The 20,082-nt window shown below is 42.8% G+C and carries 19 protein-coding genes; 2 read left to right on the forward strand and 17 right to left on the reverse strand.

Annotation, left to right across the window (positions count from 1 at the left end):
* Window positions 1-217 precede the first annotated feature (217 nt).
* From B5X77_RS21130 to B5X77_RS21155, 6 genes are all read right to left on the reverse strand, one after another.
* The gene (locus B5X77_RS21130; protein WP_079509872.1) at window positions 218-730 is read right to left on the reverse strand and encodes an adenine phosphoribosyltransferase; all 513 of its coding nucleotides are present in this window, start codon (window positions 728-730) and stop codon (window positions 218-220) included.
* Entirely contained in the window at window positions 721-3,090 is a 2,370-nt protein-coding gene (gene recJ / locus B5X77_RS21135; RefSeq protein ID WP_079509873.1) for a single-stranded-DNA-specific exonuclease RecJ, read from the reverse strand. Before recJ ends, B5X77_RS21130 begins: the two co-directional genes overlap by 10 nt.
* 156 nt (window positions 3,091-3,246) lie before the next feature.
* The gene (locus B5X77_RS21140) at window positions 3,247-3,564 is read right to left on the reverse strand and encodes a LapA family protein (protein ID WP_079509874.1); all 318 of its coding nucleotides are present in this window, start codon (window positions 3,562-3,564) and stop codon (window positions 3,247-3,249) included.
* Between the two features lie 24 nt (window positions 3,565-3,588).
* Window positions 3,589-4,512 carry a cation diffusion facilitator family transporter gene (locus B5X77_RS21145; RefSeq protein ID WP_079509875.1) on the reverse strand — a complete coding sequence of 308 codons (924 nt, stop codon included), beginning with the start codon at window positions 4,510-4,512 and terminating at the stop codon, window positions 3,589-3,591.
* Window positions 4,513-4,678: 166 nt separating this feature from the next.
* On the reverse strand, window positions 4,679-6,943 hold the full coding sequence (secDF, locus tag B5X77_RS21150; RefSeq protein ID WP_079509876.1) for a protein translocase subunit SecDF: 2,265 nt from the start codon (window positions 6,941-6,943) through the stop codon (window positions 4,679-4,681).
* 249 nt (window positions 6,944-7,192) lie between these two features.
* Window positions 7,193-7,489 carry a post-transcriptional regulator gene (locus tag B5X77_RS21155; RefSeq protein ID WP_079509877.1) on the reverse strand — a complete coding sequence of 99 codons (297 nt, stop codon included), beginning with the start codon at window positions 7,487-7,489 and terminating at the stop codon, window positions 7,193-7,195.
* Window positions 7,490-7,612: 123 nt separating this feature from the next.
* Between B5X77_RS21155 and spoVB the strand changes: the two genes are divergently transcribed.
* The gene (gene spoVB / locus B5X77_RS21160) at window positions 7,613-9,175 is read left to right on the forward strand and encodes a stage V sporulation protein B (RefSeq protein ID WP_079509878.1); all 1,563 of its coding nucleotides are present in this window, start codon (window positions 7,613-7,615) and stop codon (window positions 9,173-9,175) included.
* A gap of 28 nt (window positions 9,176-9,203) precedes the next feature.
* On the opposite strand, the gene B5X77_RS21165 is transcribed toward spoVB, so the two are convergent.
* Window positions 9,204-9,863, reverse strand: a complete 660-nt coding sequence (locus B5X77_RS21165) for a DUF421 domain-containing protein (protein WP_079509879.1) — start codon at window positions 9,861-9,863, stop codon at window positions 9,204-9,206.
* Window positions 9,864-10,054: 191 nt separating this feature from the next.
* Between B5X77_RS21165 and B5X77_RS21170 the strand changes: the two genes are divergently transcribed.
* Window positions 10,055-10,441: a TIGR04086 family membrane protein gene (locus B5X77_RS21170; protein ID WP_079509880.1), complete on the forward strand. Its 387-nt coding sequence runs from the start codon at window positions 10,055-10,057 to the stop codon at window positions 10,439-10,441.
* A gap of 110 nt (window positions 10,442-10,551) precedes the next feature.
* On the opposite strand, the gene yajC is transcribed toward B5X77_RS21170, so the two are convergent.
* From yajC to safA, 10 genes are all read right to left on the reverse strand, one after another.
* Window positions 10,552-10,824 carry a preprotein translocase subunit YajC gene (gene yajC, locus B5X77_RS21175; protein WP_079509881.1) on the reverse strand — a complete coding sequence of 91 codons (273 nt, stop codon included), beginning with the start codon at window positions 10,822-10,824 and terminating at the stop codon, window positions 10,552-10,554.
* Between the two features lie 63 nt (window positions 10,825-10,887).
* Window positions 10,888-12,027: a tRNA guanosine(34) transglycosylase Tgt gene (gene tgt / locus B5X77_RS21180; RefSeq protein WP_079509882.1), complete on the reverse strand. Its 1,140-nt coding sequence runs from the start codon at window positions 12,025-12,027 to the stop codon at window positions 10,888-10,890.
* A gap of 60 nt (window positions 12,028-12,087) precedes the next feature.
* The gene (gene queA / locus B5X77_RS21185; RefSeq protein WP_079509883.1) at window positions 12,088-13,116 is read right to left on the reverse strand and encodes a tRNA preQ1(34) S-adenosylmethionine ribosyltransferase-isomerase QueA; all 1,029 of its coding nucleotides are present in this window, start codon (window positions 13,114-13,116) and stop codon (window positions 12,088-12,090) included.
* 40 nt (window positions 13,117-13,156) lie between these two features.
* The gene (locus B5X77_RS21190; RefSeq protein WP_079509884.1) at window positions 13,157-13,363 is read right to left on the reverse strand and encodes a DUF2905 domain-containing protein; all 207 of its coding nucleotides are present in this window, start codon (window positions 13,361-13,363) and stop codon (window positions 13,157-13,159) included.
* Window positions 13,360-14,361 carry a Holliday junction branch migration DNA helicase RuvB gene (gene ruvB / locus B5X77_RS21195; protein WP_079509885.1) on the reverse strand — a complete coding sequence of 334 codons (1,002 nt, stop codon included), beginning with the start codon at window positions 14,359-14,361 and terminating at the stop codon, window positions 13,360-13,362. The genes B5X77_RS21190 and ruvB overlap by 4 nt, the downstream gene beginning before the upstream one ends.
* Before the next feature lie 67 nt (window positions 14,362-14,428).
* A complete protein-coding gene (ruvA, locus tag B5X77_RS21200) occupies window positions 14,429-15,037 on the reverse strand; it encodes a Holliday junction branch migration protein RuvA (RefSeq protein ID WP_079509886.1) in 609 nt (202 codons plus the stop codon).
* Window positions 15,038-15,204: 167 nt separating this feature from the next.
* Entirely contained in the window at window positions 15,205-15,753 is a 549-nt protein-coding gene (locus tag B5X77_RS21205) for an intercompartmental signaling factor BofC (RefSeq protein WP_079509887.1), read from the reverse strand.
* A gap of 487 nt (window positions 15,754-16,240) precedes the next feature.
* Window positions 16,241-16,951 carry a YhcN/YlaJ family sporulation lipoprotein gene (locus B5X77_RS21210; protein ID WP_176167392.1) on the reverse strand — a complete coding sequence of 237 codons (711 nt, stop codon included), beginning with the start codon at window positions 16,949-16,951 and terminating at the stop codon, window positions 16,241-16,243.
* Window positions 16,952-17,060: 109 nt separating this feature from the next.
* Window positions 17,061-18,035, reverse strand: a complete 975-nt coding sequence (locus tag B5X77_RS21215; RefSeq protein WP_176167393.1) for a phosphotransferase — start codon at window positions 18,033-18,035, stop codon at window positions 17,061-17,063.
* Window positions 18,025-20,058, reverse strand: a complete 2,034-nt coding sequence (gene safA, locus B5X77_RS23940; protein ID WP_079509890.1) for a SafA/ExsA family spore coat assembly protein — start codon at window positions 20,056-20,058, stop codon at window positions 18,025-18,027. The genes B5X77_RS21215 and safA overlap by 11 nt, the downstream gene beginning before the upstream one ends.
* Between the last annotated feature and the right edge of the window lie 24 nt (window positions 20,059-20,082).

Below are 20,082 nucleotides of genomic sequence, written 5' to 3' on the forward strand. Positions count from 1 at the left end.
TATCAAAGAAAAAATCGAAGATGTAAAGAGAAAGGAAGAGATTTTACAGCAGAAATTAAAAAAATTGTCGAAAGATATTTAATTTCTGTTAATTCAGCCTATAAATCCCTTTTAAACCAGCTTACTCCGGATCCGCTCCTATTAAACCTGCAGGTTACAATCAATCTTGTTTGGACCTATAAGAAAAGGGCACTTCGCAATGAAGCGCCCAGGCTGATTAATATTGCATCAGGGTTAAGATATCATATCCATCGAGTTTCTTGCGGCCATCCAAATAAGTGAGCTCGATCAGGAAGGCGATGCCTGCCACGATTCCGCCAAGTTCTTCAACTAACTTGATCGTCGCTTCAATCGTTCCGCCAGTTGCAAGCAGGTCGTCGGTGATCAACACTCTTTGTCCTGGCCTGATGGCATCTTTGTGAATTGTTAAAACATCGCTGCCATATTCAAGTCCATAATTGACCTTGATTGTTTCACGTGGAAGCTTTCCTTCTTTCCTTACTGGCGCAAAACCTACTCCATGCGCATAAGCAACCGGGCAGCCGATGATAAATCCGCGGGCTTCTGGTCCGACAACAAGGTCGATTTGTTTTTCACGGGCATAGGCCACGATTTGGTCTGTAGCATATCTATAAGCATCACCATTGTCCATTAAGGTTGTGATGTCCTTGAATTTAATGCCGGGCTTTGGCCAATCGGGAACGATTGTTACGAATTGTTTCAAATCCATTGAATAATTGCCTCCTCATTTTTCACCGACTCTTGAATGAACTGATCAAACCAGTTCTTCAATTGCTCATATGATGAATAGAGCAATTCATTTTCAAGAGTGAATGCTTGCACCTTGTGCTGATATGTTGTGGATTCAGAAAGATCCCTTTTCGGGACATTTTCTTCTAGTGAAATAAACCCATTGTTTATTTTAACAAAATCTAGTTCAAAAAACACCTTCGACATAAATTCTACTGTTTCTTTTGTCCATCCCCTGTATTTGGCCAGTTCATCGCCATACCTTTTAAGGTCAAATGGCCCTTTTTTAGCAAGAAAAGCATAAAACCATTTAAAATGCTCCCTGGTCGGCATAGTGGTGAAGAAATCACTATTTTCTTTATGAAAATGAGCATAAATTCTGCCAGGATTTTTATCCGCCAATAGCTTCTCAAGGATTTCCTTTGATGGCGGGAGATCCAGCAATACGACAAATGAATGGTTAAGCATCATCTGTTCTGCTTGTTCCTCTGTAGTAACAAGCAGTAATGAATCGCCGATAATAGGAGAAAACTTATTTTTTGATTCTTCATTGAAGAGAATCCAATGAATGGGATGATCACCCGGGATCATATCCGGAAGCTTTTCAATTCTTTTTAACCCTCGAAAGTCAAAAAGCTGCCAGGATTTCACTGCTAAATCCCTGAGAAATATCTGCGGTTTTTTCATATTGTTCCATTCGTTGATGGATAGTTCGCCAATCACCGACAGCTTGGAGCTCGGTGAAATATGGTCATGCAAATGGCCAAAACCGAAGCCGATGCCATCAATTAGAGTGCCATCTTCTTCTAGCGCCAGTTTTAGATGAGACTGGTCTGCCCCTATTTTCCTAAGGGTCGAAATGTTGGCCCCATCAATCAGCACCTTTGGCTTTGGATTGCTGACACCATATGGTGAAAGAAGACTAAGTTCATTGATTGTTTCAATCTTAATCTCTTTGACGTCTATTTTCGCATCAATATTTGACACTGGAACCAAATCTTCTTCCTTTAACTGGTCCTTAGCCAGTGCATTCAACCTGGACCTTAACTCATCGACATCCTTAAGCTCCAGAGTCATTCCTGCAGCCATAGGGTGGCCGCCGAAATGAGGCAGGATATCCCTGCAGGTTGATAGATTTTTAAAAAGGTCAAAGCCGGCAATACTTCGGGCAGACCCTTTGGCGAGACCCTTCTCTTCATCAAAACTGAGAACAATCGTAGGACGATAATACTTTTCCACAAGCTTCGAAGCAACGATTCCGATAACACCGGCATTCCAGCCTTCCTTACCTATGACGAGAACTGGATTATCTTTTATTGGAAAGTGGAGCTCCACTTCGGCAACCGCTTCTTCAGCAATCTCTGAAACAATATTCTGTCGTTCTTTATTGATCGAATCAATTTCTTCCGCAAGCATCTTCGCCTCTTCAGCGTCAGGTGTCATCATTAATTGCACTGCTGGGTCTGCACTCCCCAGACGTCCAGCTGCATTGACCCGTGGCCCAATCATGAACCCGATCGTTTCTTCATCAATCGATGATCGATCTGTTTTGGCGAGCTTAAGCAAAGCATTCAAACCAGGTGTCTGGCTTGTCTTTAATTTTTCTATTCCTTTTATGGCGATAAGCCTGTTCTCACCAAGCAACGGGACAAGGTCGGCAATGGTGCCAATAGCTGCAAATTCAAGCAAATGCTCAGGAAGTCGTCCGAGCAAAGCATGGGCAACCTTGAAAGCCACACCAACACCGGCCAAATCCTTGAAAGGATATACACTTTCTTCTAGTTTTGGATGAATGATAGCAAACGCATCAGGTAAAATCGGACCTGGTTCATGGTGATCCGTTATAATCAGGTCGATGCCTAAATCCCGGGCAACTTTTGCTTCATGAAGAGCTGAAATCCCGGTATCGACCGTGATAATCAGCTGGATTCCATTCTCAGCAGCCAATCTGAATGCCTTCTCGTTAGGGCCGTACCCTTCTGTAAAACGATTCGGTATGTAATAATCAGCGTTAGCTCCAATTTCATTCAGGGCTTTCATCATGACTGTTGTACTGCTCACACCATCGGCATCGTAATCTCCAAACACCCAGATGGGCTCCTGTGTTTCAACCGCCCTATTGATCCGTTCAACAGCCTTGTCCATATCCTTGAGCAAAAAAGGGTCGTGAAACTCGCCTTTTTGCGCAAATAAAAAATACCGGGCATCTTCCACGGTATCCAGTCCGCGATTGACTAGCAATGAAGCAGTCAGATTAGTTACGTTCAGGGCTGTTGCAAGTGACTCTATTTTTATGGTGTCGGATTCCTTGACGATCCACCTTGATTTTGGCTTTAACATACGTTCACCTCTCAGCCTTTTCATTATACAAAAGCGGAGAGATGGTTTCAATGACAATGAATGCTAACAGAGCCCCTAATTTGAAAAAGGAAGTGTATTAATCTATAAAATTGAAATAAAAAATGGCAGCATATTATGCTGCCATTTACGTCACGATCAATGAATATCCTCTATTGGATACTCCTGTACCGGTTCCTCCTGGAATGTTTCCTTTTGGACAAGCTGTTCTTCCAGTTCCTTGTTTTTCTTTTTCAATGCTTTTACTTCGCGCTGAAGGACAAACATCCTGAGGAGCCCTACTGATCCAACAATAATCCCGCCCATAAATACAGAGCCTAGAATGACCAAAATGAGCGGCCATTTTGCTTCCCCAAATAAATAGTTCACTGACACTGGGTCCACATTGATGACAGCGAAAACGGCGACAATCAATGCAAAAGCAAGCCCCAGAAGCAATGTCCATTGAAACTTCATTTCTTCCCCCCCCTTAATAAATGGCTATTGAATCTCTACATTTTCGTCGGTATCTCCATTCTGGCTATATGGATTGATATGGACCATGACATTTTGAACATTTTTATTTTCCATCAGCTTCCTCTTTACACTTTTACCGATTCGGTGGCCCTCTTCTACGGTAATATGCGGATCGACAGATAACTTAATATCAATAATGACATAGTGTCCATGCTCCCTTGCATGTAACTCATCCAGTTTTTTCACTTCTGGGATTGATTGAACTACAGCCCTGAATTCCTCCGTGTCCTCATCATGAAGCACATGATCAAGTGCATTATGGATTGATTCCTTCCCGAGCTTCCAGGCCATCCAGATAACTAATAATGCTACAAGCAGGCCAGTAACAGGATCTGCATACACCAGCCAGCCTATGCCTAACTTTCCTCCGATTACTGCCGCGCTGATCCCAATCAAAGCAGCTATAGACGAGTAGACATCTGAGCGATGCTCGTAAGCATTCACTATCAACGCATCACTTTTCAGCTGTTTTCCCAGTCTATATTTATATCTGAACATTCCCTCTTTTACAACGATCGAAACGACAACGGCAACTATCGCAATTGATTTAGGCGCTTCAATAGGCTTGAAGAAAGATTCGATGGATGATCTTCCGATTTCAACACCCACGAGCATCAATAGCACTGCTACGATGATGGCAGCTATGGATTCCGCCTTACCGTGTCCGTATGGATGGTCTGCATCCGGCGGAGCCTTTGCCGCTCTTAACCCAATGTATACTGCCAGTGAGCCTGCTACATCGGATGCCGAGTGAACGGCATCAGCCACCAGCGCTTTACTGTTAGCGTAAATGCCAATTCCCCACTTCAATGCCGCAAGGACGATATTCCCAACCACACCGACCATTGCGGCAAACTCCGCTTTCTTAAACCGAACATCTTTTTCCAATGGCAAAGTCCTCCCTGTAACATTAGTTATGAGTGCTTTATAAACCCAACTGTTTTAGTCTGCAGGCATTCGTATTATTTTATCCTTAAATATGATTGTTCTAACCTGCACACAAAAAAAATACCACGGAATCATCCGTGGTATTTAAGCATTCTATCAATGTTAATTAAACCTGAGGCTCATCAGAGTATTTCTTTTTTTCTTTATAAGTGATAAGTACGCCCTTTTTCTCGAGCTCTCTATTTTTCCACTCAACCCAAAGCTGGGCAGCAATGAAAATCGAAGAATAGGTTCCTACAATAAGGCCTATTAACAAAGCAATCGAGAAGCCCCTGATAGACTCACTTCCAAAGAGAAGAAGAGCAATGACCGTTAATGTAACCATAAGGACGGTATTCACTGAGCGGGTTAGAGTTTGACGAATGCTTATATTTACAACATCCTCAATCTCCTGCTTTGTTTTCAATTTACGCCTTTTTTGCATATTCTCTCTCATACGGTCAAAAGTAACAATCGTATCATTGATCGCATAACCAACTATAGTCAGCAATGCAGCAATAAAGGTAATATCCACTTCCCATCTAATGATGCTAAAAACCGGAATTATGAAGAATGTAGCATACATTAGCGCGATGATCGCGGTAACAGCCATTGGCAGCTCAAATCGGAAAGTAACAAATATGATTAACCCCAATGTGGTGATCAATAGTGAAATGAGTGCATTTTTGGCCAGTTCCCGGCCTACAGTTGGCGAAACACTATTAACGTTTGTATCTGCACTCAGTTCTTTCCCAAAGTGGGATTTCACTTCTGAAATTTCGGCTTTTGACAGCTGTCCTTTGAACCTTGCAACTCCGATATTTTCATTATCGCCTGAAATTACGATGTCACTTGTTTCCATGCCCAGTTTTTCGAATTCGTCGGATAGCTGGGCGCTGGTCAATGGCTCTTTAGAAAGAATTTCTACCCGGGTTCCACTTGTAAAATCAATACCCAGGTTCAATCTAAACACCAGTAAAATAATGACACCTGCAGCCAATAACGTACCTGAAACAATGAAAAATTTCTTTCTGCTTCTTACAAAATCGAATCTGTCAAACTTGGTTGGCAGGTCTAGGGTATCAAAGTTTTCTGAAAGACTCTTAATATCCTGCTTCCTCACGCCAAACCATCCTGGACGCTTGTCAAGGAAACCGCTGTTTACCCAAAGGCCGAGCAGCCATCTGGAGAGGTAGACATTTGTAAAGAAACTCCCTAGAATACCAATAATTAAACTTGTTGCGAATCCTTTTACGGAACTTGTTCCATAAATGAACAGTACGACACCTGCCAAAAGTGTTGTCAGGTTTGCATCCGTGACAGTAGACAATGAATTGTCATTACCAGCTTTAAAAGCAGACTTTATTGATTTGCCAACCTTGATTTCTTCCTTGATCCGTTCATACGTAATGATATTTGCGTCAACTGCCATACCAACACCAAGAATAAGTGCAGCAATCCCTGGTAAGGTCAGCACAACGTTCATCCAGTCAAAAATCAGGACAGTCAAATAAATATAAATCGTCAGGGTAATTGTGGCAATGAAACCCGGAAAACGATAATATGCAATCATGTAGGCAAAGATAGCCAAAATCCCGATAATGCCGGCAAGCACAGTTTTATCCATTGCATGCTCACCAAATTTGGCACCTACTGAGGTCGAATAGATTTCATCCAAATTAACTGGAAGCGAACCAGCCTTCAATAGAGAAGCCAGCTGCTGTGCTTCTTCAACAGTAAAATTCCCTGTTATCTGGACATCTTTATTATTTAGGACCTGGGTTACATTAGGATTAGAAAGAAACTTAGGATTTTCTTTCATTCTCTCTTCTTTGTAAGAGTCTTTTCCCTCTTCAAAGTCAAGCCAGATAACTAGTTGGTTATCAGGAGCCATATTCAGGATTTCCTGCGTTACTTTTCCAAACTCGTCACCGTCTTTGAGGGTAATGGAAACGCTTGGCTTATTATTTTCATCATAGCTTTGAGAAGCGCCGTTTTCTGCAAGGTCGCCTCCATCCATCATGACGCGGTCATTCACATCCCTGAAGGTCAGATTCGCTTCAGTTGACAGCATTTCCCTCGCCTTGCTCTGGTCTTTTACACCAGCTAGCTGGACGCGAATCCTGTTTTCACCCTCTATTTGGATGTTTGGTTCACTGACACCAAGGGCATTAACCCTTCTATCAAGTGCTTCTGCGGTACTCTTTAAAACTTCACGATTAATTTTTTGGCCTTTCTCAAGCGGGCTGACTTCATAGAGTACTTCAAATCCACCTTGAAGATCCAGACCAAGCTTAATGTCTTTCAAGATATTCTGGGTCGTTGCACCCATGGCACTTCCGATTAATATAATCAGCAAAAAGAAGGCCACGATGCGGCTGCGTTTAACCATTATGTATAAATCCTCCTTATTTAGAACACAACATGCTGCCAGACAATAAAACGAAATTTAAAACATAACCAATTTATAGCATTCTAATTATGTATCAGTTTAAAAAAACTGTCAATTAGGGCTCTTTTCATAATTTGGCAAGTTTTGTTACTGGTAAACAATCGGAACCCGGATTTTTTCCTGAGTTTCTTTTTAAGCCAATAGAGGCATTATTTGTGTGAATGGTTACTGGTTTTATTAAATCTTGCACTACTTCAATAATTCCTTCAGTTCTTCTTCATCATCGAGTGCAAAATCTCCGAGCTTAAACGCTTCTACGGTTGTAAAATTCATCACGTCACCGATTTTAGCAGATAAAATATCAGCGACAATTTCATATATTTGGGTTTCTTCCCTCGGTTTCTTCCATTTTTTCTTTGTGAGATAATCCCATAATTCTTTTTCTCGCACGTGTTCATAACCGAATATTTTGAATTCTTCGATTTTACTTTCTAGAGCCGGCTTCACTTGCTTGTAATACCGTCCGTACTGATGGTTTTGTTCCATCGCCTGGCCTCCTCATCCAAATTTCAAGCCTTTTAATGTTTTTCCCTTGTCATGCTTTGTCCACTTTCTTGCATATAGTTAATTGTATATGAAATATGCACTTTTGAGAAGGCAGGGAGCGGAATGTCGAAATTTTTAAAAGGAACTTTTATTTTGCTGGCAGCCGGGCTCGTAACAAGGGTTCTCGGTTTTATAAATCGGATTGTCATTGCCCGGTTCATAGGCGAAGAGGGGGTTGGTCTCTATATGATGGCCTTTCCTACCCTGGTGCTCGTTGTGACGATCACCCAGCTGGGACTCCCAGTCGCAATTTCAAAAAATGTCGCAGAGGCTGAAGCAAGAGGCGATTTCCCTAAAATCAAGAAGATACTGGTCGTTTCACTCGCCACGACTATCTCATTGTCGATTTTATTTACACCTGCTCTTATTTTCCTAGCGCCATATCTGTCGGAAACTTTATTCACAGACCCAAGAACCCAGTGGCCGCTTCTGGCAATCGCTCCAATTGTCCCGATCGTCGCAGTTTCTTCCGTTCTTCGCGGCTACTTCCAGGGCAGGCAAAATATGAGGCCTTCTGCGATCTCCCAGGTGATTGAACAACTTGTCAGGATCACATTGATAGCGGTTTTGACAAAAACCTTCATGCCTTATGGAATTGAATATGCAGCAGCAGGCGCCATGATCGCTTCAGTTATTGGGGAGCTTATATCATTGATTTATTTAATGACTACCTTTAAGCTAAGGAAAAAATTCAGGCTGCGGAAGAACTTTTTCCAGTTTGTCCATACCGGAAAATCGACCTTCAATGATTTAATGAGAATTGCCCTGCCTACAACGGGGTCAAGGATGATCGGGTCTATTTCCTGGTTTTTTGAGCCGATCGTCGTTGCCCACAGCCTTGCCATTGCCGGTGTTGCGGCCGTTGCTGCAACTAAACAATATGGAGCATTGACGGGTTTCGCAATGCCATTGTTATTATTGCCATCATTCATCACTTACTCTCTGTCCACCTCACTGGTACCGGCAATCAGCGAAGCCAATTCACGCAAGAACATGAAGGTGATTGAACACCTCCTCCAGCAATCATTGCGATTTTCTCTTTTAACAGGCGGGCTGGCTATTGTAGTTTTATACGTTCTGGCAGAACCTTTAATGACATTGATGTACGGGACGTCAAATGGTGCACAATTCATCAAGCTGATGGCACCTTTCTTTCTGTTCTACTATTTTCAGGGTCCGCTGCAGGCAGCACTGCAAGCTCTTGATTTAGCAAGGGCAGCCATGATTAACAGCCTGATTGGAAACCTCGCGAAAACGGCTGTAATCTTCTTGTTGGCAAGCCAGCCTTCGTTTGGCATTAATGGGGTTGCCCTCGGAATGGTCATGGGAATTGTCCTGATCACCCTTCTTCATTTTGCGACCATGCTTAAGGCCGTTTCCTTCACATTTTATGTAAAAGATTATATAAAGTTATTTTCAGTTATCCTCCTTTCGGGATCATTAGGTTTTCTGCTCTGGGATTGGCTGGATGAAAGTATCGGATTAACCATAAGAATCCTGACAAATGCAGGGGCAGTTACAATTGTTTATTTTTTACTCTCTATAGGTCTCGGTTTAGTTAGAAAGAATGAACTATTGAAATTACAATCTGTCCTAAAATCTTTTTTCAGACCTAAACAAAAGTAAAAAACGTGGAATTCGATTCCACGTTTTCTTATTTGTCTATCAAGTCAATGTAAAATTTTCCATTCTGGTAGCTGCAAAAAGATATCTCTCCTGGATCTCCGTATCCCTGTTTCCTTAGCTGATCCAACAGCCAAATCTTTGACTTGTCAATCATTCCAAGGTTATCTTCCTGGACCTCGCCATCAATGATTAAAGGCAGGGCCAGGCTGCTGTCCTGCTGCTCTTCCTGGTCTCCCAGTTTCTTTTGGAAAATCGAGAGGGTACCTGAAGGCTCCAGAATGGCATACTCTACATCAGCGATATCTCCCACATCTTTTTCCCGTAATTGAAGCAGCAGATCATCGAAGTTATATCTTTGAGATCTCATTGCCTTTTCATCGATTTTTCCATTGTTAATTATGATTGTTGGCTTTCCATCCACGATATCCCTGAACTTTTTACTTTTAAGAGAAAGCATTGCCAATGTTATTTGGATGATCACAAGCAGACTGATTGGGAGAAGGGTATCAACTAAAGGAGCTTTTGTATTTTCAATGGCAAGGGAAGCCATCTCAGCGATCATGATATAAACAACCAAATCCAGGATGCTCAGTTCACCGATTTCTCTTTTTCCCATTAAGCGAAAAATCAACAGGATCAATAAATAAAGGAGCAATGTCCTAAAAAGGATGATGAAGTATTGTTCCACTTTTCCCCCGCCCTTCTTTTTACAGCATTCCTCTTTAGTCTTTTACTTAGTTCTAAAAAAATACTTGCAGTTTCTGCATTTTTTCGGCGGACCAACTGTGAAAAGTTGATTCTAATTGTCCATTTTCATGAATATGCTTGTACTAGGGTATTCCCGGTTAAAGGATATCAGAGTTGAAAGGAGAGGGGTTAATGGAATCGAAAAGTATGGGCAGGGCCATCCTGTACGGTGTGATTGCTATTTTTCTACTGGCAATCGTGAGCAGTTTTATATTTTCTCTTCTGTTAAAATTTACTTCATTTCAAGAATCATCGTTTCAATACGTGATGACTTCCATCTCATTTTTGTCGATTTTTATCGGCGGATTTATTACCGGCGGGAATGGCAAAGAAAAAGGGTGGATGATTGGAGGAGCAACAGGCCTGGTTTATTCCTTGATCATATTCCTTTTTCAGTACCTCGGCTATGACAGTTTATTTACGCTGGAGCAAATTATCTATCATGTTTGTTATATACTCACCGCAATGATGGGCGGCATACTTGGCGTAAATATCGTTGGAGGTTCATCGAAAGCATAAAAAAGAAGCGGGCATGAAAGTCCGCTTCTTTTATGTACTTTAAAACCTTTTTGTGGACATTATTAGGCGGCCAATGCTTGCCGAGCCGGCCAATGTTCCTCCGCTTTTCATTAAACCCCTGCAGATTCTTTAACATCGCGAATTGCAGCACGATCGTATGTAAGACGGCTTCCATCGCCACATTTAATGACAACAGTACCTTCATCAATGCCATCAACGATTCCATGCAAACCGCCGATTGTCACTACCTTATCCCCTTTTTTCAGGTCGCTCTGCATTTGCTGAACCGCTTTCTGCCTCTTTTGTTGAGGGCGGATCAGCAAAAAGTAGAACAACACAAACATTAGCAATAACGGGAATACTGTACCTACTAATCCTTCCATTCTTTCCCCTCCTTTCATGTGTAATGGCTTGTTAACCATAATAGCCTTGTTAAAGCAGTTTATTTAGAAGTTTTTGGCATTTGGTTTATTGAAACCATATTGCTCAAAAAACTCATCTCTAAAGTCCCCCAGACGGTCTTCACGAATCGCCTGTCTGACCTGCTCCATTAAGTTTATCAGAAAATGAAGATTATGATAAGAAGTAAGTCTAATTCCGAACGTTTCATCCGTTTTTATCAAATGGCGGATGTATGCTCTGCTATAATTTTTGCAAGTATAGCAATCACAATTAGGATCCAATGGTCCAAAGTCGCGAGCGAATTTCGCATTCTTGACGACCAATCTTCCCTCACTTGTCATCAATGTGCCATTTCTGGCGATACGTGTAGGCAATACACAATCAAACATATCGATTCCACGGATTGCTCCATCGATCAAGGAATCCGGAGAACCCACCCCCATCAGGTAACGAGGCTTATCGCTTGGAAGCCATGGTGTAGTGAACTCCAGCACCCTGTTCATTACATCCTTTGGTTCGCCCACTGAAAGGCCTCCAACTGCGTAGCCAGGGAAATCCATTGAAACAAGGTCCTTAGCGCTCTGTTTTCTCAGCTCCTCATATTCACCGCCCTGGACTATACCAAATAATCCCTGGTCCTGCGGACGCTGATGTGCTGTCAGGCAGCGTTCTGCCCACCGTGAAGTCCTTTCGACCGATTTTTTCATGTAATCAAATTCAGCCGGATATGGAGGACATTCATCAAAAGCCATCATAATATCTGAACCAAGAGCGTTCTGGATTTCCATCGCTTTTTCCGGTGACAGGAAAAGCTTGTCCCCGTTCAGGTGATTGCGGAAGTGAACCCCTTCCTCTTCAATTTTTCTGAACTCACTTAAAGAGAAAACCTGGAATCCGCCAGAATCAGTTAAGATGGCACGGTCCCAGTTCATGAATTTATGCAGGCCGCCTGCCTCTTTGACGATTTCATGGCCTGGCCTTAGCCAAAGGTGATAGGTATTGCTCAAGATAATACCCGCACCCATTTGGACTAATTCCTCGGGTGACATGGTTTTGACTGTTGCCAGTGTACCAACAGGCATGAAGACCGGAGTTTCAAACGAACCGTGGGGTGTATGGACAATTCCCAGCCTTGCTCCTGTCTGCTTACAGGTTTTAATTAATTCATAACGGATTGCTGACAATGTTTAAGCTCCTTCCAGATGACGAAATTCATATAAGTGTTTATTTTTATAAATAAAATACTAAAGAATCAGCATCGCATCGCCAAAGCTAAAAAAGCGATACCTTTCCTCTACTGCTTTATTATAGGCATTAAGAACATTTTCCCGTCCAGCCAAAGCACTTACCAGCATGATTAGTGTAGACTTAGGCAGGTGGAAATTAGTAATCATTCCGTCGATCGCTCTGAATTCATATCCAGGATAAATGAAAATATTTGTCCAGCCATTTTCAGCGACAAATTTACCGTCATTAGAGGTGGCAATTGTCTCCAGTGTGCGCGTTGAAGTCGTTCCTACAGTAATGATCCGTCCACCCTGCTCACGAACGTTATTCAAAAGCAATGCCGTCCCTTCAGTCACCTGATAAAATTCAGAGTGCATATCGTGTTCCTCAATGGAATCGACGCTGACCGGCCTGAACGTTCCCAGACCGACATGAAGAGTAATAAAGGCGATATGGACTCCCATTTCCTTGATTTCTTCAAGCAGTTCCTCTGTAAAATGCAAGCCAGCCGTCGGAGCTGCCGCAGAACCTCTTTCTCTGGCAAACACTGTCTGGTACCTGTCCTTATCCTCAAGCTGCTCCTTAATATAAGGAGGGAGTGGCATTTCACCCAGCTGTTCAAGGACTTCGTAGAATATACCTTCATATGAAAACTTCAGATTCCTGCCGCCATGTTCAGCTTCACCGGTGCATACTGCTGTCAAAAGACCATCACCAAAAACAATTTTTGTGCCTTCCTTCACTCGCTTAGCCGGTTTAACAAGCGTTTCCCACTCATCTCCCTCAAGCTGTTTCAAAAGCAGCACTTCAATTTTGGCTCCTGTGTCTTCTTTCATCCCAAAAAGCCTTGCCGGAAGAACCTTTGTATCGTTCAGTACAAGACAATCGCCTGGCTTGAGATGATGTTTTATGTTTTTAAAAATATCATGTTCCAAGTTGCCCGATTCTTTATTTAATACCATTAGCCTGCTCTCCGCTCTTTGTTCCAGCGGGGTCTGGGCAATCAGTTCTTCAGGTAAATGAAAATCAAACAGATCTACTTTCATGATGTCACCCTTACTAAGTTTCTAATTTTGGCCGACTTTCTCATCTGAATCGGCCAATAAAGTAAAATATCGCTGATAAGATGATGCTTGCCAGAATGGATGTCACAATAGGGAAATAAAAGGTGGTATTACCTTTTTTTATGACAATGTCCCCTGGCAGTCTTCCTATATTGATGAATTGCATGATAAAGCCAATGATGAAGATGACTGCTCCGGCGATCATAATGAACTTCGCTGCTCCTGTCATCGTTCAGGCACCTCCATTTCAAAATGTCGGTAAACGGCCTCCGTTACAATTCTTCCTCTTGGAGTCCTCTGCAAAAAACCGATCTGCAATAGGTATGGTTCATATACATCTTCAATTGTCTGCGATTCTTCTCCAATGGTTGCAGAAATGGTCTCTAATCCGACTGGCCCGCCGCGGTATTTTTCAATGATGCCCTTAAGCAATTTATGGTCAATATGATCAAGGCCTAAACGGTCAACCTGCATGAGCTCCAATGCTTCCCGGGCAAGTGTTTCCTCAACAGCACCATTGCCTCGGACCTGTGCAAAGTCACGGACTCGCTTCAACAGACGATTGGCAATCCTTGGAGTCCCACGTGATCTTCTTGCTAACTCCTGGGCTGCAAGCCAGTCAATTTCGGTGTCCAGAAGCTCAGCTGTCCTAACCACAATATCAGTAAGCTGGCTTTCATTATAGTATTCCAAACGGCTCAATACTCCAAACCTGTCTCTTAATGGTGCTGACAGAGAACCAGCCCGGGTTGTTGCACCAACAAGGGTGAATGGAGGCAGGTCAAGCCTTACAGAACGGGCACTTGGCCCTTTTCCGATGACGATATCAAGGCAGAAGTCCTCCATTGCTGGATAGAGCACTTCTTCAATCGTTCTCGGAAGACGGTGGATTTCATCAATGAACAGGACATCTCCGGGTTCAAGAGCTGTTAAAATAGCGGCTAGATCACCCGGCCTCTCTATCGCTGGCCCTGAAGTTGTCCTTAGATTGACGCCCATTTCATTGGCGATGATTGCTGCTAATGTTGTCTTTCCCAATCCTGGAGGCCCATACAGCAATACATGGTCAAGGGTTTCACGCCTCATTCTGGCTGCTTCGATAAAAACTTCCAGGTTGGCTTTTACTTTATCCTGGCCGATGTATTGCCTGAGAGTCTGGGGACGCAGACTTTGTTCAAACGAAAGATCCTGTTCACCTGCTTCACTGGAGATGATTCGTTCTTCCATCCGTTTCTCACCTTCTTTTATGCTGGATAATCAAAACTGCTAATCAACAGAACCGTTGTCAATAAGCTTATTTTAACAGTTTTTGCAGTGCTTTCTTAATATATTGGTCTGTCGTCAATTGTTCCTTCTTTAAATCCGGTGTGATCTTGCGGATTTCCTTTTCCGAATAACCTAGCGCCATCAAAGCCAATACTGCCTCGTCAAACTCATGTGACTGGGAAATGGTTGCAGCCACCTCGTCCGCATTGAATAGATTTGGAAAGTAATCCGGTACTAGGTCATGAAGTTTCCCTTTCAAATCAAGAATCATTTGTCTGGCAGTCTTCTTGCCTACTCCAGGGAATTTGACAAGGAAGGATTCATCTTCATTTTCAACCGCCTGGACTACCTGGCCCGGTTCTCCGGAAGCAAGTATAGCCAGTGCCCCTTTCGGACCGATACCAGATACGTTCAGAAGCCTGGTAAAAAGCGCCTTTTCTTCCCGCGTCTTGAACCCGTAAAGAGAAATGAGATCTTCACGAACATAATGATATGTAAAAATACGAATCTCTTTGCCTGCGTCTTTTGTGAATACAAATGGATTGGGTGTCATGATTTGATAGCCAATACCGCTGTTTTCAATCACTATATATTCAGGACCGACAAAATCGACGGTACCTTTTATGAACTCATACAATACTCTCGCCCCTCTGCTTTGCTGTAACTCATTTTAACATACTCTATTTAAAGGTATGAATAAAAATATACAAAAAGGCGAACATATGATCATTTTTCTGTCTGATTTCAAAGGATGCCTCCCAAAAAGCCGCTTGAACACAAATAAGAGCCAGTCATCCCGGCTCTTCAATGTCTTTCCTGGACCGTATATGGTTTAAAAGTCTCCAAGACCTCTTCATAGCATTTTTTATTGCGTATTGGAATTCCCTTTTTCAATTGGTCCCGCTTGATGCTTTCAAGTTTGCCGAGATCGATTTGAAAGAAAGATTGGATGATGTTCGAGCCGTCAGGCCTTCCATTAAAAATAGTCAAAACCCCTTCATCTGAAAGACCGAAATATCCATTTGACTTTAGAAGCGGCGATATATCATCAATGCCCTGCCTGAAAACCGCCTTATTCGCTTCCATCTCAACAAGCTGCCACTTATCATATTTGGCCCAAAAATCCTCCATTGACCAAATAGTTTCCTCGACCTTTTCCTCACTCATTTCGCCATCCAGATAAATCCTTTGCAAAATGATTGTCACCTTAAGAGGTTCATTGATTTCACGGACTGCTTCATCAGGCTTCTCAGCATGAACCGGCTCTGTCTGAAATACTGGACCATTTCCCGATAGACTGATAAGGAGCATAACAGCTGTGCTGAACGCTTTGATTAGATTTATTGAAGCCATTGCCGTCCACCTCTCTTTTGCCAAAAAGTGTTGAAATTCTTTTACACTACTAGTGTAGCCAATATACACTAATTTATCCTCGGCTGTTTTCGCGTTGAGGTTTGCTTTTAAACACAAACTTTGAAGGGCATTATTATAAGAATGTGGGGCTCCTTTGGAGAATAGATCTTAATACGTGATGATAATACATGTAAAAACTCGTGAAGATCTTGAATTAGTATTCTATAATGTGCGGATAAATTTGTTTCCGCCATGGTTATCATTACATTAAAGCATTTGTTGTGCGGATAAACTTGTTACAGCAATGGCTATCGTTATATAAAAGAAATTTATATGTACATAACTTTTGATTAGCCGCGCGGGTCTTTAAAAAACTATTTTGTGGATCAGCTAATTATCAGCAAATAAAAGTATGTTATTCAAATAATACTTGTCACTCTTTTGACATGAAAAAAGAAGGCGAGATATAATCTGCCTTCTTTTACTATTAAGGGTTGATGTTGATGCTTTCACGCGGATTTCCATTTTTTCGATCATAATCAATGTTTCTTGTCCGGCTAATGGTTCCGTCATCTTCAATGATACGCAAATCTCTTCCTTCGGTATATGGACGGACCGCGTTTTTAATTTTCTTGTCTGTCTGTTTTTTGAGCGACTTATCCTTATAGGTTACGGCAATTTTAACTTCCCGGCCAAATAAAACTGACCTTACCTTATCGACATTATCAACAGACTCAGCGGCAAGCCCGACCTTACGGGCCAATTTGTTATCTTGTTCACTATTGGTATAGATCCCGGCCTTGCCGCTCCCCTTGTGCTCACTTAAGTGTCCATGGTAATTTAAATCACCGCGGCTGTATTTATTGTCTTTTTGGAAGAAATTATGATCATGGTCAGAACGCGGGACAGTTGGGTTGGGAGGGTTGCCATTTTCATCCCTGGATTGAAGCATCTTACGTTTACGATTCTCTTCGGCGGCTCCCTCTTTGCCGAAATTATGGTCAAAAATCTCAGTAAGTGCACCTTCCCTGTCATCCATTGAATCAATTTCATTCCCTTTTTCATTTGAATAATAGCCAAGCGGTTGACCCTGGTTCCTATTCGTCCCTTGAATCGCAGCCTCGTTATCCCCATTACAAGCCGACAATCCTATCGTAATCAGTGAGGCTATGGGAACGAGCAACATTTTCTTGTTCAAACAAACAACCCCCATCTTAGCTAAAATGAGCTTTCTTTCATGCTCATTATTAGAGTGCGGATGGGGGTGGATTTTCATTCTGACAGTTACGTCCAGAACATTTTTAAAACTAAAGTATGGATTTAACTTCTTGCTGGAACCTTTTTCTTTTGTGGAACTGGTTTACTGTCATTTCAATCACCGGGGCCAAACTAATTGGGGTTATGTGCTTCCTATCTCTAAACAGCCGGTTCCATTCCCTAAGAATATCCGCTGGATACAATAAACCATATAAAAAGGCTTCATGATCCAGCCATATTTTCAACTGACTGATCTTTTGAAGAGCGTCCAATTTCCAATCCAAAAATGGCAGGATTCGATTGGCATACTGCAGCATATCATAGGCTCTCGGGCCCACGCTGATCAAATCATAATCAATCAGGTACAGCTTTCCATCCTTTGAGCGAAGAAAATTATGGTGGGCAACATCTCCATGAAGAATGGCGGGCGGTTCCTGCTCTAATTCTTGTTTCACACGGTCAAAGTATTCCAATGAACATTCTGCCCATTCGATTACTTTATCGGATATATTTCGATTCACATAAAAATGCACTGCATGCAGATTAGAAGTGAACTCATTATTTCGGTGATGCCATTTTCTCGCCAAATCCGCTTTTGGAAGCATCCCTGTATAGGATGCCACAAAGTCAGAAGTATGGTCATGAAAATGGCTCAGCAGCTCAATCCCTTCCAGTCTGTCTGCAGATAACCCATAGTCAAACCTTTTCTGGTGATGGTCTAAATATTGAATACAGCCATAATATACACCCTCAAAATGAAGAGGATTTTTGTTCATCCTTAAAAATCTGTATGACTGGTCAAATCCGGATTTCTTTAAAGAAGAAGCAAAAGCCTCCTGTATCTTTAATTTCCGTAAGTCATTAAATCCTTTTAAAATAAACCGGCTGTGTTCAGCTTCAACAAAATATACATTTCCCCTCAATGGTTTCATTCTAACAATTTTTCCGTCCAGTTCGCTGTTTAAATAAGAGAAGAGACGATTGAAAAAATAATCGTCTCCGCCTCTCCGGATGTTAATATTCATTGCTCTCTTCTTCATCAAATCTTGGCATCGGCATAGCGTATCCTCCACCCATTGGTCCTGCTCCATAAGGATCCATGAATCCCTGTGGCCCCATGCCCGGTTGGTAGCCGTAATGAGGCTGAAGCGGCATTCCATGGGCTGCCGGATAACCATGATGCATCATATGGTAAGGATGCATTCCTGGCCCCATCATTCCATATGGGCTGCTCATAGGCCCGCCACAGCCGCAATCTCCGCCTCCTCCTTGAACTGCCTGCTTAGGCATCATTGGGGGCTGCATCATTCCTCCGACTTGCGGCATTTGGTTATCCATCATGCCGCCTACCTGTGGCATCATTGGCATTTGATCTTGCATCATTCCGCCCACTTGTGGCATCATCGGCATTTGATGCGGCATTTGTCCTTGTATCATTCCTCCGACTTGCGGCATCTGGTTATCCATCATGCCGCCTACCTGTGGCATCATCGGCATTTGTCCCTGCATCATTCCTCCGACTTGCGGCGGCATTTGATTTTCCATCATTCTGCCCACTTGTGGCATCATCGGCATTTGATGCGGCATTTGTCCCTGCATCATTCCTCCGACTTGCGGCATTTGATTTTCCATCATGCCGCCTACTTGTGGCATCATCGGCATTTGATGCGGCATTTGTCCCTGCATCATTCCTCCGACTTGCGGCATTTGATTTTCCATCATGCCGCCTACTTGTGGCATCATCGGCATTTGATGCGGCATTTGTCCTTGCATCATTCCTCCGAGTTGCGGCATTTGGTTATCCATCATGCCGCCTACTTGCGGCATTTGCGGCATTGGCATTTCTGAAGATTCATCAACCGTCATACCGCCTACTTGCGGCATCATCTGGTTATCCATCATCCCGCCTACTTGCGGCATCATCTGGTTATCCATCATCCCGCCTGCTTGTGGCATCATCTGGTTATCCATCATCCCGCCTACTTGCGGCATATAAGGCATTGCCTGTGGGTAACCTTGGTAAGGAATGCATCCCGGTCCAGGCAGAACTGGTGAAATTGGCACACCATGGAATGTCGGGCCGGTCATTTGCGGTGCGACTTGAAGTGGCATGTTTTCACCCATTACCGGGCTTAATGGCATTTGCATTTGAGCAAAAGATGATGATTCCATTTCCTCTGCTGGCAATGCCATATTTGGCATCATACCTTGAGAAACCCCCTGCACTTGAGGATAAGTCATTTGCTGAACTCCAGGATAACCATATGCAGGCCCTGTCATAGAAGGTGCCCCTGGATAACAATTATAAGGATAAGGAATCATCGGCTGCTGAAAACCTCCTTGAACGAATGGCATCATTGACGGTGATTCATCCATGTAGTCATTCTTTTCAATTTTTATCTGTGGTTTAACTTCTGACTTCACGCTCGGTTTCACTTCTGCTTTTAGAGGTATAGGCTTTACCTCCGGTTTCACCTGCGGTTTGACTTGCTTGGCAGGGGCCTTAACTTCTGGCTTTATTTCTGGTTTGACTTCTGGGAAAATGTTTTCTGGCTTGGGCGGGAGCTGTGGCTTAGGCTGTGGTATAGGCTGCGGCTGTGGCGGGAGCTGCATATTAGCCATGTTCATCATATAGTAATTGTTAATATCGATCTCAGGTTTAATTTGAACCGGCATTTTAGGTTTATATGGTTTTACTTGCTCTTCCTTTTTAACAGGTTTAGGCATTTCCATTTTCGGCTGTTCCTTAACTGGAGCCTCTTTTGGTGCTTCCTTTTTCACTTCTGGAATTGGCATCGGTTTCTCTTTGGCAATCGGCATTTCCTTCTTGCCACCCATATTGATTTTTGCTTGAGGCGTCCCACCGGCTATTGGAGCTTCTTTCTTTATTGTCCCTCCACCAGTCGGAACTTTTATTTTCATACCGGGCATAATCATATCAGGGTTGCTGAGCTGGGTGTTCATCTTTTTCAGCTCTTCAAAGTTCACGCCGTACTTCTTGGCGATCTTCCAAAGAGTATCCCCTTTCTGTACGATATGGATTTTCACTCTGATTCCCTCCTATGGCATAAG

The organism is Mesobacillus jeotgali, assembly GCF_900166585.1.
Taxonomy (GTDB): Bacteria; Bacillota; Bacilli; order Bacillales; family Cytobacillaceae; genus Mesobacillus; species Mesobacillus jeotgali_A.

Coding starts and splice junctions, on each gene's coding strand:
- B5X77_RS21140 (WP_079509874.1), bottom strand. CDS start 3,564: ATGAAGTTTCAATGGACATTGCTTCTGGGGCTTGCTTTTGCATTGATT.
- queA (WP_079509883.1), bottom strand. CDS start 13,116: ATGAAAGTAGATCTGTTTGATTTTCATTTACCTGAAGAACTGATTGCC.
- recJ (WP_079509873.1), bottom strand. CDS start 3,090: ATGTTAAAGCCAAAATCAAGGTGGATCGTCAAGGAATCCGACACCATA.
- spoVB (WP_079509878.1), top strand. CDS start 7,613: ATGTCGAAATTTTTAAAAGGAACTTTTATTTTGCTGGCAGCCGGGCTC.
- B5X77_RS21155 (WP_079509877.1), bottom strand. CDS start 7,489: ATGGAACAAAACCATCAGTACGGACGGTATTACAAGCAAGTGAAGCCG.
- B5X77_RS21205 (WP_079509887.1), bottom strand. CDS start 15,753: ATGGCTTCAATAAATCTAATCAAAGCGTTCAGCACAGCTGTTATGCTC.
- B5X77_RS21190 (WP_079509884.1), bottom strand. CDS start 13,363: ATGACAGGAGCAGCGAAGTTCATTATGATCGCCGGAGCAGTCATCTTC.
- yajC (WP_079509881.1), bottom strand. CDS start 10,824: ATGGAAGGATTAGTAGGTACAGTATTCCCGTTATTGCTAATGTTTGTG.
- B5X77_RS21215 (WP_176167393.1), bottom strand. CDS start 18,035: ATGAATATTAACATCCGGAGAGGCGGAGACGATTATTTTTTCAATCGT.
- secDF (WP_079509876.1), bottom strand. CDS start 6,943: ATGGTTAAACGCAGCCGCATCGTGGCCTTCTTTTTGCTGATTATATTA.
- B5X77_RS21170 (WP_079509880.1), top strand. CDS start 10,055: ATGGAATCGAAAAGTATGGGCAGGGCCATCCTGTACGGTGTGATTGCT.
- B5X77_RS21130 (WP_079509872.1), bottom strand. CDS start 730: ATGGATTTGAAACAATTCGTAACAATCGTTCCCGATTGGCCAAAGCCC.
- ruvB (WP_079509885.1), bottom strand. CDS start 14,361: ATGGAAGAACGAATCATCTCCAGTGAAGCAGGTGAACAGGATCTTTCG.